The organism is Nocardioides szechwanensis (assembly GCF_900103935.1).
GTDB classification, from domain to species: domain Bacteria; phylum Actinomycetota; class Actinomycetes; order Propionibacteriales; family Nocardioidaceae; genus Nocardioides; species Nocardioides szechwanensis.
This window is the reverse complement of sequence record NZ_FNIC01000007.1, coordinates 140,825-155,040: the sequence shown is the minus strand read 5'-3', so window position 1 is coordinate 155,040 and position 14,216 is coordinate 140,825. Positions and strand designations below refer to the sequence as shown.

The following is a 14,216-nucleotide window of genomic DNA, read 5'->3' as shown; positions in this document are numbered from 1 at the left end:
ATTGGGGCCATGACGCAGCAGCCGTTCAGCCGTCCCGGAGCGATCGACCTGTCCGCCCTGAAGCGACCGGCGGCACCACCGCCGTCCGCGGGCGCCGGCCCGATCGACGGCCCGACCGCCGGCCCGACCGCTGGAGCCGGCGCCAGCGCCACGTCGTACTCCCTCGAGGTCAACGAGCAGAACTTCCAGGAGGTCATCGAGCGGTCGATGACCGCACCGGTCCTGCTGGTCCTGTTCTCGCGCTCGCGGATGCCCGAGAGCGGCCAGCTCGCCGACGACGTGGCCACGCTCTCGGGTGAGTTCGAGGGCCGGTTCCTCGCCGGTCTCGTCGACGTCGACGCGTCCCCGGGCATCGCCCAGGCGATGCAGGTGCAGTCGATCCCGCTCGTGGTCGCCGTGCTCGACGGCCGCCCCGCGCCGCTGTTCCAGGACGTCGTGCCGATGGACGAGCTGCGGGCGGCCCTAACCCAGGTCATGCAGCAGCTCGCGACGCAGGGTATGACCGCGCGGCACCAGCCCCTGACGGGTGCGCCGGCACCCGCCGAGGACGGCGAGGAGCAGGTCGACCCGAGGTACGCCGCGGCGCAGGACGCGCTCGCGGCCAACGACATCGACGGCGCGGTCGCGGAGTACCAGAAGCTGGTCGACGCCAACCCCGCCGACGCCGAGGCCGTCGCCGGGCTCGCCATGGCGAAGGTCCTCCAGCGCACGGAGGGCGTCGACCTCACAGCAGCCCGCGAGGCCGCCGCGGCGGCCCCCGACGACCTGGCCGCCCAGAGCCTGGTGGCCGACCTGGACCTGCTCGGCGGCCACGTCGACGATGCGTTCAGCCGGCTCATCGAGCTCGTACGCCGCTCGTCCGGCGACGACCGCACCAAGGCCCGCGAGCACCTGCTCGCGCTCTTCGCGGCCGTCGGCAACGACGACCCGCGGGTGCTCCGAGGTCGCCAGAACCTCGCCTCCGCCCTCTTCTGAGCCGGTGACGGGCCAGGGCACCACCAAGGACCGGCTGCTCGGGCTGCTGCTCCTGGTGCTGGCGCTCGCCATGCTCGGCTGGCTGGTCGCCGACCTGGCGGCGGACCGGCCGGTGGGTGGCCTGATGGTCGCGGCGCGGGTCGCGAGCGTGGCCTTCTGGCTGGGACTGGCCTGGGTCGCTCTTTCCGACACGCGCGGTCTCATCGGCGTCGTCGTCGCCGGCGGCTCCGTCGTACTGCTGCTGGTCGCCATGGCCGCCGGCCTGCTGCTGACCCCGGACGACTTCGTGGGCACCACCAGCAAGGGCCCGACCACCCCGGAGGCGGCGCGGCTCCTCGGCGCGGTGCTCACGGGGGCGCTGGTCGTCGGCGGCGTCTGGGCATGGCGCAAGCTCCGCCGCGCGACGCAGAGCGGGCCGCGATGACCTCCGGGGCCTCCTACGTCCTGCGCGGCTTCACGATGTGGCGCCGCCGCCCCGGGCTGATGCTGCTCGGCATGGTCCCGGCGTTGGTGGTATCCGCGGTCCTGCTGGCGGCGTACGTCGTGCTGCTCCTGCAGCTGCCGGACCTGGTCCGGTGGCTGACGCCGTTCGTCGACGACTCCGCCGACGTGGTGCGGGTGCTGGTGCGGACGAGCGTGTCGCTGGTGATCGTGGCCGGGGCGCTCGCGCTCGCCGCGTCGACCTTCGTGGGGCTGACCCTGGCCGTGGGCGACCCGTTCTACGCCCGGATCTGGCGCGAGACCGAGCTGATGCTCGGGGGCTCGGTGCCCGACGGCGAGCTGGGCGCCTGGCGGGCCGCGCGCGACGCGGTCGTGCTGATGGTCGTGGGCGTCACGGCGAGCGTGGTCGTGGTCGTCGTGGGGTCGCTGCCCCTGGTCGGCACCGTGATCGGCGTGCTGCTCGGGCTGGCGGTCTCGGGGTGGCTGCTGGCCAGCGACCTGCTCGCCCGGCCGCTGGAGGCGCGCGGCCTGGACGCCGCCCGGCGCACCGCCCTCACCCGCGGTCGCCGCTCCTCGGTGCTCGGCTTCGGCGTGACCGTCCAGGCGTTCTTCCTCGCGCCGTTGGGTGCCGTGATCGTCATGCCCGCCGCCGTCGTCGGAGCCACCATGCTCGCGCGCGACCTCGTCGAGGAGGACTCAGCTCTCCCGACCGTCGGCGCAGAGACCGGCCAGGACGGCGGCGACCGCGGGGGAGGCGGTCATGCTGCGCCGGTGGAGCGCGAGGACCGCGCGGGTGGGGACCGGGTCGTGGGCCGGTACGGCGACCAGCTGGTCGCCCAGGCGCTGCCGCCCGAGCCGGGGGACCAGGGCGATCCCGAGCCCGGCGCGCACCATCGCGAGGTGGCTGTCGAACTCCATCGCCACGTGGGCGATCCGCGGCAGCCGCCCGGTGCCGTCGTACATCCGGGTCAGCCACTGGCGGCAGATCGTGCCCTCCGGCGTGGCGATCCAGCCCTCGTCGAGCAGGTCGCGCGGCGCCACCACGCGGCGCCGGGCCAGGGGGTGGTCGCGGTGGACCACGACGTCGGCGACGTCCGGAGCGAGGCGGACCGAGGAGAGGTGGTCGGGGATGGCGAGGGCGGCGTCGCCCCAGCTGTGCACCACGCCGACCTCGCACTGCCCGGAGGCCACCAGGTCGATGGTGTCCCACGGCTCGCGCTCGGAGAGCTGCACGGTGAGGTCGGGGTGGTCGTCGAGCAACGACCGGACCATCGGAGCGACCAGCCCGCGCATGGCGGTGGAGAAGGCGACGATGCGCAGGTGGCCGGCGACGGTCTCGGCCTGGCGGTGGAGCCCGGACTCGATCTGCTCGAGGTCGGTCAGCACCTGGACGCCGGCGTCGACGAGGTGCCGGCCGTGCCGGGTCAGCATCACGCCGCGGCCGACGCGCTCGAGCAGCGGTACGCCGGTCTGGCGCTCGAGCCGCTTGACCTGCTGCGAGACCGCGCTGGGGGTGAAGCCCAGGGCGTCGGCGGCCGCGACCACCGAGCCGTGGGTGTCGACGGCGCGCAGCGCGGTGAGGGCACCCAGGTCGATCATGCAGCGATGCTACACAGATAGGTGTATGAACATTCGCTGGTGCTTCCGGGTTTCGGCCGTCACGATGGGCCGGTGAACAGACGCGACTCGCTCCTGGCCGCCCTGGTCGCCACCGTGTGGGGCTTCAACTTCGTGGTCATCGACTGGGGGATGGGCGAGGTCCCGCCGCTGCTGTTCCTCACCGCCCGCTTCTTGCTGGTGGTGTTTCCCGCGGTGCTGCTCATCCCGCGCCCGCAGGCGCCGTGGCGGGTGGTCGCCATGATCGGGCTGTTCATGTCCCTGGGCCAGTTCGCCTTCCTGTACGTCGGGATGGCGGCGGGCATGCCTCCGGGGCTGGCCGCGCTCGTGCTCCAGGCGCAGGTGATCTTCACGGTGCTGATCGCGGCCGGGGTGCTGCGCGAGCGTCCGACGCCCGGCCAGGTGGCCGGGGTCCTGCTGGGCTCGGTCGGCCTGCTCGTCGTGGCGGTGGGTCGCGGCGGCGACGTCTCGTTGCTCGCCCTGGCGCTGACCCTGCTGGCGGCGCTGACGTGGGGCATCGGCAACGTCCTGTCGCGCGCCTCGGGCGTGAGCGGCGGGCTGTCGCTCACGGTCTGGTCGGCGCTGGTGGTTCCGGTCCCGCTGCTGGCCCTGAGCCTGCTGCTCGACGGGCCTGCGGCAGTGGCCGACGGGCTGGCGGCGTTCGGCTGGGAGGCGCTCGCCTCCACGCTCTACACCGCGGGGCTGGCTTCGCTCGTGGGCTACGGCATCTTCAACACGCTGCTGGCGCGGAACCCGTCCGCGTCCGTGGTCCCGTGGGTGCTGCTGGCACCGGTGGTCGCGATGGCCTCCGCGACGCTGCTGCTCGACCAGCGGCCCAACGCCGCCGAGTCCCTCGGCGGGCTGCTGCTGGTGCTCGGTGTGCTGGTCGCGGTGCGCCCGCCGAGGCGGGCTCTGGCGCCGCAGGTCAGGGCTCGCCGACCGGCACGCACAGCACCGGCCGAGTGCTGAGGTGCAGCAGCTTGTGGGGCGTCGAGCCGAGCATCGCGCCCTTGAGCGGGCTCTCGCCGGCGGTGCCGACCACGATCACGGTGGCGTCGTGGGCGTCGGCCACCTGCATCAGGGCCTGGGCGGGCTTGGCGTCGACCAGCTCGATCTGCGTGTCAACCCCGGCGGCGTGCGCGCGCTCGACGGCATGCGAGAGAGCGGTGCGGCCGATCTCGCGCAGCGCGTCGCGGTGGGCCTTGAACTCCTCGCCGACGTTGCCCGGGGGAGCGGCGCCGTAGACCAGGATCAGCGGCTCGTCGAACCGCGCGGCCACGTTGATCGCCGTCGTCAGTGCCGCCTCGGCGCCCGGCGACTCGTCGTACCCCAGCACTACTGCCATGTCGTTCAGCCTTCCAGTCCGTCGGGGTCGGCCTCGGGCCGCTTCACGCCTCGGACCACGTCGGGGTCAGGGAGGCCTGCCCGCTCCGACCAGTAGCGGCCGTCCTTCGCCCGCCAGAACAGCATCAGGGCGACGCCGGCCAGGAAGATGCCCGCGCCGATCACCAGCGGCGGGCCGACGCCAAGCCACGACTGGCCGCTGTAGGAGTTGGCCGGGTCGGACATGTCGCGCACCGAGAGCACGAGCAGCCAGATCAGCATGGCCGAGCCCAGGAGCGGGCCGACGCCGATCAGCAACAGGTTCTTGGGGCTCTCGAGCAGGTGCTTGCGGTGGTAGACCGCGCAGGCGATCCCGGTGAGTGCGTAGTAGAAGGCGATCAGCAGCGCGAGCGCTGTGAGCGAGTCGAACAGCGCGTTGGCGCTGACCTGGTAGATCCCGACGTACCAGACGATCGCGATGCCGGCGACCCACCAGGTGCTGACGTGCGGCGTGCGGTGGCGGTGGTGGATGCGGCCGTAGTACGACGGCAGCGCGTGACGCCGGGCCATCGAGAGCCCGGTGCGTGACGCCGGGATGATCGTGGTCTGGGTCGACGCGATCGCGGAGGTCGCCACCGACGCGAGGACCACCCAGCCCCAGCCGCCCATCACGCGGTCGGCGAGCTCGGCGAAGACGAACTCCTCCTCGCCGGCGTTGTCGGTCAGCCAGTCGGTGCCGGCGTAGGCCACGACCGCGATCGCGACCGACACGTAGGTGGCGAGCAGGATGAAGGTCGACCAGACCGCAGCCCGTCCGGGAGTGCTCGCGCCGTCGGTCGTCTCCTCGCTGAGGTTGACTGACGACTCCCAGCCCCAGTAGGCGAAGACCCCGAGCAGGAGTGCGGTCGACAGGCTGGCGCCGCCGGCGCCGAACGGGTTGAGCCAGGACAGCGACGGGTCGATCGGGTCGAGCGAGCTGTTGTCGGTGACGGCCTTGACGATGGCCACCGCCGCGAAGACGAGCAGCGAGCCCACCTGCGCGAGGATCAGGATGTTCTGAAGCCGTGCCGAGACATCGGTGCCGAGCACGCAGACCCACGTGAGCAGCAGGATCAGCCCGATCGCGAGCGGCATCCGGACCCACGCGTTGTCGGCCGCGGTGTCGGCACCGAACGTGCGCAGCGTGAAGCTGACACCGACGTCGGCGAGCGAGCCGATCACCAGCACCCCGGTCATCGCGATGGCCCAGCCGCCGATCCACCCGAACCACGGGCCCATCGCCCGGGTCACCCAGCTGAAGGTGGTGCCGCAGTCCTGGTCGACCCGGTTGAGGTAGAGGAACGCGGTCGCGATCAGCGCCATCGGCACGAACGACGCGAGCAGCGCGCCCGGCGCGTAGACCCCCACCGCCGCCGTGACCGCCCCGATGACCGCGGCCAGCGAGTACGCCGGGGACGTGGCGGCGAGCCCGATGACCAGCGCGTCGACGAAGCCGATGGAGCCCGCCTTCAGCTGTGTTTCCGACACCTCGACGTCAGCCATGAGGCCCCCTTCCGACCGTGGGGACCAGTTCTACCGGGCCAGGACGAGCCGAAACAGTGACCGGCGGTCACACCCCCGACTCGGTGTAGGCCGGCCCCCCGCCGAGGTTGGCGAGGGCGGAGGTGAGCCGCCGGGCGGTGAAGTCGGCGCACCGCTCGCGCGCCTGCTCCAGGGTGAGGAACTCAGTGGCCCGGATCTCGCGGGTCTGCCGCACGATCGTGTCGGCGATGGAGGCGTCGTGGACGCCGCCGTCGAAGACCAGGCACAGCGCGTCGTCCCAGCCGCCCCAGGGCGGCAGCCAGTCGGTGAGCACGAGCGGGCCGGCCTTGATCGCGAGGCCGAGCTCCTCCTCGACCTCGCGGGCCACGGCCAGCTGCGGCGACTCGCCGACCTCGACGACGCCGCCGGGCAGGTCCCAGTCCTGCTTGTAGGTGAGCTCGCAGAGCAGGATCCGGTCGTCGTGGTCGCGGATCAGCATCTGGCTGATCGCCCGCTTGCGGGGGAGGAACGAGTTGAGCAGGGCCCGGAAGCCGCCCGGCTCGGAGACCGGCACGTCGGAGGTCAGTCGTGCGTAGACGACCTCGTCGCCGCCCACGCCACGGCGTACGCCCTCCCGGCGCATGCCGGACCAGGTCGCGACCCGCTGGGCAACCTCGTCGTCGGCGGCCACGTGGATCTCGACGCGGCCGTGCCGCTCGAGCGCCGCCTCGACCTCACGCCGTACGACGTCAACGGCGTCGGCCCAGTCACCGTCGGCCGGCGCCCAGATGATCCGGGCGACGCCGTCGTCGACGGTCACGATGCTCGGTCGGTCACTCACCCGCCCAACCCTAGTGTCGCGGTCTCAGTCGGGCACGTGGCGCAGCCACAGGGTGGCCAACGGCGGCAGGACGATGTCGGCGTGCGCCGGCTGACCGCTGTGCTCGCCCGCGACCGCGGTCACCGCGCCGAGGTTGCCGACCCCCGAGCCGGAGTAGCCGTCGGAGTCGGTGTTGAGCACCTCCTGCCACGTGCCGGCGGCCGGCAGGCCGAGGCGGAACCCCTCCTGCGGGTGGTCGCGGAAGTTGCTGACCGACACCACGTCGGGGCCGTCGCCACGGCGGATGAAGGAGTAGACGCTGCGACTCGCGTCGTTGGCGTCGACCCACTCGAAGCCCTGCGGGTCGTGGTCGCGCGACCACAGGGCCGGGGAGCTCGTGTAGACGCGGTTGAGGTCGCGCACCAGGTCGTGGACGCCGCGGTGCTCGGGGTGGTCCAGGAGCCACCAGTCGAGCTCGCGGGCCTCGGCCCACTCCGACTCCTGGCCGATCTCGCAGCCCATGAAGAGCAGCTGCTTGCCGGGGTGGGCCCACATGTAGGCGAAGTAGGCGCGCAGGTTGGCCAGCTGCTGCCACCGGTCGCCGGGCATCTTGCGCAGCAACGAGCCCTTGCCGTGCACGACCTCGTCGTGCGAGATCGGCAGCACGTAGTTCTCGGCCCAGGCGTAGGTGAGAGCGAACGTGAGCTCGTTGTGGTGCCAGGACCGGTGCACCGGCGGGCGCTCGAGGTAGCCGAGCGAGTCGTGCATCCAGCCCATGTTCCACTTGAAGCCGAAGCCGAGACCGCCGTCGCTGGTGCGGCCGGTGACGCCGGGCCACGAGGTAGACTCCTCGGCGATCGTGACCACGCCGGGCACCCGCTTGTAGACGGTGGCGTTCATCTCCTGGAGGAACTGCACGGCCTCGAGGTTCTCGCGTCCGCCGTGCTTGTTGGGCGACCACTCGCCGTGCTCGCGGGCGTAGTCGAGGTAGAGCATCGACGCGACGCCGTCGACGCGGAGACCGTCGGCGTGGAACTCCTCGAGCCAGTAGAGGGCATTGGCGTAGAGGAAGTTGCGTACCTCGGGCCGGCCGAAGTTGAAGATGTGGGAGCCCCACTCCTTGTGCCACCCGCGCTGCGGGTTGGGGTCCTCGTAGAGCGGCGTGCCGTCGAAGCTGGCCAGCGCCCACGCGTCGGTGGCGAAGTGACCGGGCACCCAGTCGAGGATCACGCCGATCCCGGCCTGGTGCAGCCGGTCGACCAGCCGCCGGAAGCCGTCGGGGTCGCCGTAGCGGGAGTCGGGCGCGAAGTACGACGTGACGTGGTAGCCCCACGAGCCGCCGAACGGGTGCTGCATGACGGGCATCAGCTCGACATGGGTGAACCCGAGGTTGGAGAGGTACGGGACCAGGTCGTCGGCGAGCTCGTCGTAGGACCAGAAGCCGCCGCCCGGGTGTCGCTTCCACGACCCGAGGTGGAGCTCGTAGATCGACATCGCCTCGGCGACCGGCTTCTTCTTCGCGCGGGCAGCCATCCACTCGTCGTCGTTCCACGTGTGGGTCGACTCGGTGACCCGCGACGATGTCGCCGGCGCCACCTCGGCGTGGAACGCCATCGGGTCGGCCTTCTCGCGCCACTCGCCGTCGGCACCGCGCACGCCGAACTTGTACGTCGTACCGGAGCCGATGCCGGGCACGAACAGCTCCCAGACGCCCGAGGAGCCGAGCTGGCGCATGGGGTGCTCGCGGCCGTCCCACGCGTTGAAGTCGCCCTTGAGCCGGACCGACCTCGCGGAGGGAGCCCAGACCGCGAACGACGTGCCGCTGACGATGCCGTCGACGGTCTTGTAGTGGTGGACCCGCGCGCCGAGCACCGTCCAGAGCAGCTCGTGACGGCCCTCGTTGATGAGGTGCAGGTCGACCTGGCCGAGCGTCGGCAGGAACCGGTAGGGGTCGTCGAGCTCGATCGGCCCGTCGTCGTAGGAGACGGCGATGCGGTAGTCGGGCACGGCGGTCTCGCCGGTCAGCACGCCCACCCAGACGCCTTCGTGCTCGTGCTCGAGCGGGGTCTCGGTGCCGCTGTGCCGGATCACGACGCTGGACGCCAGGGGCTTCAGCACGCGCACCGTGACGGCGCCCTCGTAGACGTGCGGGCCGAGGACGGCGTGGGGGTGCCCGTGCTCGCCGTTGACGATCTGGTCGAGCTCGGACGTGGGGACGGGTGCGATGGTGCGGGTCATTCCGCTCCGATCCTCGCCACAGCCTGGAGCGGGATGTCCACCCAGGTGGGGCGATTGCGCGTTTCGTAGACGGTCTCGTACACGGCCTTGTCGGCGACGTACGCATCGAGCAGGATCTGCTGCTCGTCGGTCAGGGACCCTCCGGCATAAGCCGTCAGGAAGTGGTTGGCCGCGCGGTTGGCCCACTCGTCGGCACGCACGCGGAGCATGGCCGCGTCGGCCAGGTCGTCGTCGGTGCGGTCGCGCTCGACGGCGTGGGGTGCGTAGTCGAAGGAGCGCAGCATGCCCGCGACGTCGCGCCACGGCGAGTCGGGCAGCATCCGCTCCGCGAGCGGCTTGGCGGGCTCGCCCTCGAAGTCGACGACCTTCCAGCCCTTGCTGGTGCGCAGCGTCTGGCCCAGGTGAAGGTCACCGTGGACCCGGTGCACCTCGATCTGGCCGAGCCCGGCGACCCGCGCGTGGACGGCGGCCAGGCGGTCGTGGTGCTCCCGCAGACCTGGTACGACGGTCTGTGCGGCGGCGAGGCGCTCGCCCATCTGGCCGACGAGACCGGCGGCGTCCGCGGTCTCGGTGCCGAACGACTCACGCAGCGTTTCGTGCAGCTCGCGCAGTGCCTCCCCGAGGCGGGTGGCCTCGCCGGCGAAGTCGCCGCCGGACTGGTTGGCGTGGAGCTCGGGGTCGGCGAACAGTGTGCGGACGCTGCCCAGGGCCATGTCCCAGCCGTCGATCGCGGTGCGCAGGAACTGCTGGAGCATCGCGAGCTGGATCACCGCGTCGGAGTCGGGGTCGAGCACGTCCAGCCAGCCGTAGAGGCTGGCGATGTGGTCGGAGCCGGCCCGGGTGAGGACCTCGTGGACGGCCACGTCGGGGTTGACGCCCGGCGTCACCTTGCGGAACACCTTCATCAGGGCGTCCTCACCGAACGCGACCGACGAGTTGGACTGCTCGCCGGTGAACAGCGTGGAGGCGGCCTCGCGGTCGAGGTCGTGCCCCGGCAGCCGGTGGAAGGTCAGCATCGACTCGGGGTCGACCGTGTGGTCGTGCTCCTGGCCGGCGGCCTCGTCGAAGGAGCGCAGCCAGCAGGCCATGGCCTCCCGGTCGTGCAGGGCGTCGTAGGCGTGGACCCAGCCGTGCTCGGGGTCCTCCCACCAGCCGACGAAGGCGTGGTCGAGCCGGTTCTCGGGGTGCTCGTAGTAGGCGAGCGGCACCTGGTAGAGCTCGACGGCGTCCGGCGCGCCCGCGGCGACGTCGGCGTAGCTGACCTCGACCAGGTGGATGACGACGCGTGGGCTGTCGTCGACGCGGCTGGGGACCTCCCCGACGGTGCGGACATCCGTGACCGTGAAGGGACGGCCCTTCCCGGCGAACCAGCGCGTGCGCGCGAGGTAGTCGGCGAAGACCTGGGGCTCGAGGTGCCCGGAAACCTGGGGTGCGGTCACAGCAGCTGCCCCTCTCCGTGGTCGGCGCCCGGCGTCAACCGGAACCAGTAGAACCCGTAGCCGCCGAGGGTGAGCAGGTAGGGCAGCTCGCCGACGCGCGGGAACGGCACGCCCCCGAGGAGCTCCACCGGCACCATGCCCTCGAAGCGCCGCAGGTCCAGCTCGACCGGCTGCGCGAAGCGGGACAGGTTGTTGATGCAGACGATGATGTCCTGGGTGCCGTCGTCGGCGACGTGCTCGCGGGCGTAGGACAGCACCGCGGGGTTGGACCCGCCGAGGTCGTGGAACGACCCGAGCCCGAACGCGTCGTGCCGCCGGCGTGCCTGGATCATCCGCCGCGTCCAGTGCAGCAGTGAGGACGGGTTCTCCAGCTGGGCCTCGACATTGACCGACTGGTACCCGTAGACGGGATCCTGAATCGCCGGGAGGAACAGCTTTCCGGGCGTCGCCGCGGAGAAGCCGGCGTTGCGGTCGGGCGTCCACTGCATCGGGGTGCGCACGCCGTCGCGGTCGCCGAGCCAGATGTTGTCGCCCATGCCGATCTCGTCGCCGTAGTAGAGGACGGGTGAGCCGGGCAGCGACAGCAGCAGCGCGTTGAAGAGCTCGATCTGGTTGGTGTCGTTGTCGAGCAGCGGGGCCAGCCGCCGGCGGATGCCGATGTTGGCCTTCATCCGCGGGTCCTTGGCGTACTCGTCCCACATGTAGTCGCGGTCGTCGTCGCTGACCATCTCGAGCGTCAGCTCGTCGTGGTTGCGCAGGAAGATGCCCCACTGGCAGCCGTCAGGGATGGGCGGTGTCTGCTCGAGGATCTCGGAGATCGGGAAGCGCGACTCACGGCGCACGGCCATGAAGATGCGCGGCATCACCGGGAAGTGGAAGCACATGTGGCACTCGTCGCCACCCTTGTCGAAGTCTCCGAAGTAGTCGACGACGTCGGACGGCCACTGGTTGGCCTCGGCCAGCAGCACCCGTCCGGGGTACTTGTCGTCGACGAAGCGGCGTACCTTGCGGAGGAGCTCGTGGGTCTCGGGGAGGTTCTCGCCGTTGGTGCCGGGACGCTCGTAGAGGTAGGGCACCGCGTCGAGACGGAAGCCGTCGAGGCCCATGTCGAACCAGAACGAGATGGCCTCGAGGATCGCGTCGTGCACGGCCGGGTTGTCGTAGTTGAGGTCCGGCTGGTGGGAGAAGAACCGGTGCCAGAAGTACTGCTGGCGCACGGGGTCCCAGGTCCAGTTGGACGGCTCGGTGTCGACGAAGATCACCCGGGCGTCCTGGTAGAGCTCGTCGGTGTCGGACCACACGTAGAAGTCGCCGTAGGGACCGTCGGGGTCCTCGCGGCTGGCCTGGAACCACGGGTGCTGGTCACTGGTGTGGTTCATGACGAAGTCGATGATCACGCGGATGTCGCGCTTGTGGGCCTCGTCAAGGAAGTGGTGGAAGTCCTCGACGGTCCCGGCCTCGGGAAGGATGTTGGTGAAGTCGGCGACGTCGTAGCCGCCGTCGCGCAGCGGGCTGGTGAAGAACGGCGGCACCCACAGGCAGTCGACGCCGAGCCACTCGAGGTAGTCGAGCTTCTCGGTGAGGCCCTTGAAGTCACCGGTGCCGTCGCCGTTGGAGTCGCGGAAGGACCGCACCATCACCTCGTAGAACACCGCCGACTTGAACCAGTCGGGGGTGCTGCCCTCGGTGTCCGGGAACGGGTCGCTCGTCGTCGGGTCGGTCTCGGGGAGGTTCACGGCTTGCGGGTCGGTCACTCGGTGCTCCTGATGGTCAGCACGTGCGCGGGCTCGTGCCCGGGATCGAGCCGGACGTAGTTGTGCTGGCCCCAGTGCCAGTCCTCGCCGGTGATCTCGTCGTGCACGGTGAAGCCGTCGTGCCAGTCGAGACCCAGGCTGGGCAGGTCGAGGTGGATCATGGTCTCGCGGGTCGCGTGGGGGTCGAGGTTGACCACCACGATGACCCGGTCGGCGCCCGGCCCCTCGCCCGCCACCTTGGAGAACACCAGGATGTTCTCGTCGTCGCTGCTGTGGATCGTGAGGTTGCGCAGCAGCTGGAGCGCCGGGTGTGCACGCCGGATCTCGTTGAGCCGGGTGAGGTACGGCGTGAGCGTGCGGCCCTCGGCCTCCGCGGTGTCCCAGTCGCGGACCCGGATCTCGTACTTCTCGGAGTCGAGGTACTCCTCGCTGCCGGGCTTGACGGCGACGTGCTCGTAGAGCTCGTAGCCGGCGTAGACGCCCCAGCTGGGGGACCCGGTGGCCGCGATGGCGGCGCGGATCTTGAACGCCGCGGGCCCGCCGTACTGGAGGGAGGCGTGGAGGATGTCGGGGGTGTTGACGAAGAAGTTGGGCCGGACCAGGTGGTCGGACTCGCTGGCCAGCTCGGTGAGGTAGGCCTCGATCTCCCAGCGTGCGGTGCGCCAGGTGAAGTACGTGTAGGACTGGTGGAAGCCCACCGAGCCGAGCGCGTGCATCATCGCCGGGCGGGTGAACGCCTCGGACAGGAAGATCACGTCGGGGTCGGTGCGGCGCACCTCCTTGAGCAGCCACTCCCAGAACGGCAGCGGCTTGGTGTGCGGGTTGTCGACGCGGAAGACGCGCACGCCGTGCGACATCCAGTGCCGGACGATCCGCAGCACCTCGCGGCAGATGCCGGTCGGGTCGTTGTCGAAGTTGATCGGGTAGATGTCCTGGTACTTCTTCGGCGGGTTCTCCGCGTAGGCGATGGTGCCGTCGGCGCGCGTCGTGAAGAACTGGGGGTGCGTGGTCACCCAGGGGTGGTCGGGCGCCGCCTGGAGCGCAAGGTCGAGGGCGACCTCGAGGCCGAGCTCGTTGGCGCGCGCCACGAACGCGTCGAAGTCGTCGAACGTGCCGAGGTCGGGGTGCAGCGCGTCGTGGCCGCCGTCCTTGGAGCCGATCGCCCACGGTGATCCCGGGTCGTCCGGCCCGGGGGTCAGCGTGTTGTTGGGGCCCTTGCGGTTGACCTCGCCGATCGGGTGGACCGGCGGCAGGTAGATCACGTCGAAGCCCATCGCGGCCACGGCGTCGAGGCGCAGTGCGGCCGTGCGGAAGCTGCCGCTGGTGACCTTGCCGGTCACCTCGTCGCGGGTGGCACCCTCCGATCGGGGGAAGAACTCGTACCAGCTGCCGGAGAGCGCGAGGGTGCGGTCGGCGTAGGCCGGGTAGGGGCCCTCCACGGTGACGAAGTCGCGCACCGGGTAGGCCAGCAGCACGGCCGCGAGGTCGTCGGACTGGAGCTGGGCCAGGCGTGCCTCGACGGGTCGCTTGCCGTCCGTGGCGGCCTTGATCGCAGCCGACAGCACCTGGTGCTGGGCCTTGGCCTTCTTGGGGACGGTGGCCTTGACCCGCTCGAGCAGCAGCTTGCCCTCGAGGAACATCAGGTCGACGTCGACCCCCGCGGGGATCTTGAGACCGGCGTCGTGGTCCCACGTCGCCACCGGGTCGGACCACGAGTGCACCTCGAAGGTCCAGGGGCCGGGAGCGTCGGGGGTGACCCAGGCGCGGTAGCGGTCGGGCTCCTCGCCGTACGGCGCCATCCGCACGGGCTCGCGCCTCGTGCCGTCGGGTCCGGTGAGCACCACCTCGGCGGCGAGCTGGTCGTGCCCCTCGCGGAACACCGTCGCCGTCACGGGGAAGGGCTCACCGACGGTCGCCTTTGCTGCCTGCCTGCCGAGATCGACGACAGGCATGACGTCCATTACAGGGATTCGTCCAGCCATCTCTCCACCCTTGCCGGTTGCCAGTGCCCTTGCAAGCCGGGGTTCTGTCCACCCCCCTACGGGGTGAGACGGGCGGCGCGCAGGGGTGCGGACAGGCGTGCTGGGG

The 14,216-nt window shown here is 71.2% G+C and carries 11 protein-coding genes and 1 pseudogene; 4 read left to right on the top strand and 8 right to left on the bottom strand.

Annotation, left to right across the window (positions count from 1 at the left end; translation table 11 throughout):
* The first annotated feature begins 9 nt into the window (after positions 1-9).
* The 3 genes and pseudogenes from BLR90_RS16465 to BLR90_RS21780 all read left to right on the top strand — a co-directional run.
* A complete protein-coding gene (locus tag BLR90_RS16465; protein ID WP_091026317.1) occupies positions 10-975 on the top strand; it encodes a tetratricopeptide repeat protein in 966 nt (321 codons plus the stop codon).
* Positions 976-979: 4 nt separating this feature from the next.
* Entirely contained in the window at positions 980-1,399 is a 420-nt protein-coding gene (locus BLR90_RS16460) for a hypothetical protein (RefSeq protein WP_091026316.1), read from the top strand.
* A pseudogene (locus tag BLR90_RS21780) lies at positions 1,357-2,001 on the top strand (EI24 domain-containing protein); the annotation flags it as partial. The gene BLR90_RS16460 and the pseudogene BLR90_RS21780, both read left to right, overlap by 43 nt.
* 111 nt (positions 2,002-2,112) lie before the next feature.
* On the opposite strand, the gene BLR90_RS16450 reads toward BLR90_RS21780, so the two are convergent.
* Positions 2,113-3,015 (bottom strand): LysR family transcriptional regulator, encoded by a 903-nt coding sequence (locus BLR90_RS16450; protein WP_091026315.1) that lies wholly within the window; start codon positions 3,013-3,015, stop codon positions 2,113-2,115.
* Between the two features lie 72 nt (positions 3,016-3,087).
* Here BLR90_RS16450 and BLR90_RS16445 point away from each other — a divergent pair, with 72 nt between their 5' ends.
* A complete protein-coding gene (locus tag BLR90_RS16445; RefSeq protein WP_091026314.1) occupies positions 3,088-4,002 on the top strand; it encodes an EamA family transporter in 915 nt (304 codons plus the stop codon).
* Here BLR90_RS16445 and BLR90_RS16440 read toward each other — a convergent pair.
* From BLR90_RS16440 to BLR90_RS16410, 7 genes are all read right to left on the bottom strand, one after another.
* A complete protein-coding gene (locus tag BLR90_RS16440) occupies positions 3,959-4,378 on the bottom strand; it encodes a universal stress protein (RefSeq protein WP_091026313.1) in 420 nt (139 codons plus the stop codon). The two genes, BLR90_RS16445 and BLR90_RS16440, sit on opposite strands and share 44 nt — an antisense overlap.
* 5 nt (positions 4,379-4,383) lie before the next feature.
* Entirely contained in the window at positions 4,384-5,898 is a 1,515-nt protein-coding gene (locus BLR90_RS16435) for an APC family permease (RefSeq protein ID WP_091026312.1), read from the bottom strand.
* Between the two features lie 67 nt (positions 5,899-5,965).
* Complete coding sequence (locus BLR90_RS16430) at positions 5,966-6,718, bottom strand: NUDIX hydrolase (protein ID WP_091026311.1); 753 nt, start codon at positions 6,716-6,718, stop codon at positions 5,966-5,968.
* Positions 6,719-6,742: 24 nt separating this feature from the next.
* Positions 6,743-8,935: a 1,4-alpha-glucan branching protein GlgB gene (gene glgB / locus BLR90_RS16425; RefSeq protein ID WP_091026310.1), complete on the bottom strand. Its 2,193-nt coding sequence runs from the start codon at positions 8,933-8,935 to the stop codon at positions 6,743-6,745.
* Complete coding sequence (locus tag BLR90_RS16420; protein ID WP_091026309.1) at positions 8,932-10,374, bottom strand: maltokinase N-terminal cap-like domain-containing protein; 1,443 nt, start codon at positions 10,372-10,374, stop codon at positions 8,932-8,934. The genes glgB and BLR90_RS16420 overlap by 4 nt, the downstream gene beginning before the upstream one ends.
* Complete coding sequence (gene treS, locus BLR90_RS16415; protein WP_371863158.1) at positions 10,371-12,128, bottom strand: maltose alpha-D-glucosyltransferase; 1,758 nt, start codon at positions 12,126-12,128, stop codon at positions 10,371-10,373. The genes BLR90_RS16420 and treS overlap by 4 nt, the downstream gene beginning before the upstream one ends.
* Positions 12,125-14,110 (bottom strand): alpha-1,4-glucan--maltose-1-phosphate maltosyltransferase, encoded by a 1,986-nt coding sequence (locus BLR90_RS16410; RefSeq protein WP_091026308.1) that lies wholly within the window; start codon positions 14,108-14,110, stop codon positions 12,125-12,127. Before BLR90_RS16410 ends, treS begins: the two co-directional genes overlap by 4 nt.
* Between the last annotated feature and the right edge of the window lie 106 nt (positions 14,111-14,216).

Bases quoted from the DNA above. Each gene is read 5' to 3' on its own strand.
- BLR90_RS16465 (WP_091026317.1), top strand. From the start codon at position 10: ATGACGCAGCAGCCGTTCAGCCGTCCCGGAGCGATCGACCTGTCCGCC.
- BLR90_RS16410 (WP_091026308.1), bottom strand. From the start codon at position 14,110: ATGGCTGGACGAATCCCTGTAATGGACGTCATGCCTGTCGTCGATCTC.
- BLR90_RS16435 (WP_091026312.1), bottom strand. From the start codon at position 5,898: ATGGCTGACGTCGAGGTGTCGGAAACACAGCTGAAGGCGGGCTCCATC.
- glgB (WP_091026310.1), bottom strand. From the start codon at position 8,935: ATGACCCGCACCATCGCACCCGTCCCCACGTCCGAGCTCGACCAGATC.
- BLR90_RS16450 (WP_091026315.1), bottom strand. From the start codon at position 3,015: ATGATCGACCTGGGTGCCCTCACCGCGCTGCGCGCCGTCGACACCCAC.
- BLR90_RS16440 (WP_091026313.1), bottom strand. From the start codon at position 4,378: ATGGCAGTAGTGCTGGGGTACGACGAGTCGCCGGGCGCCGAGGCGGCA.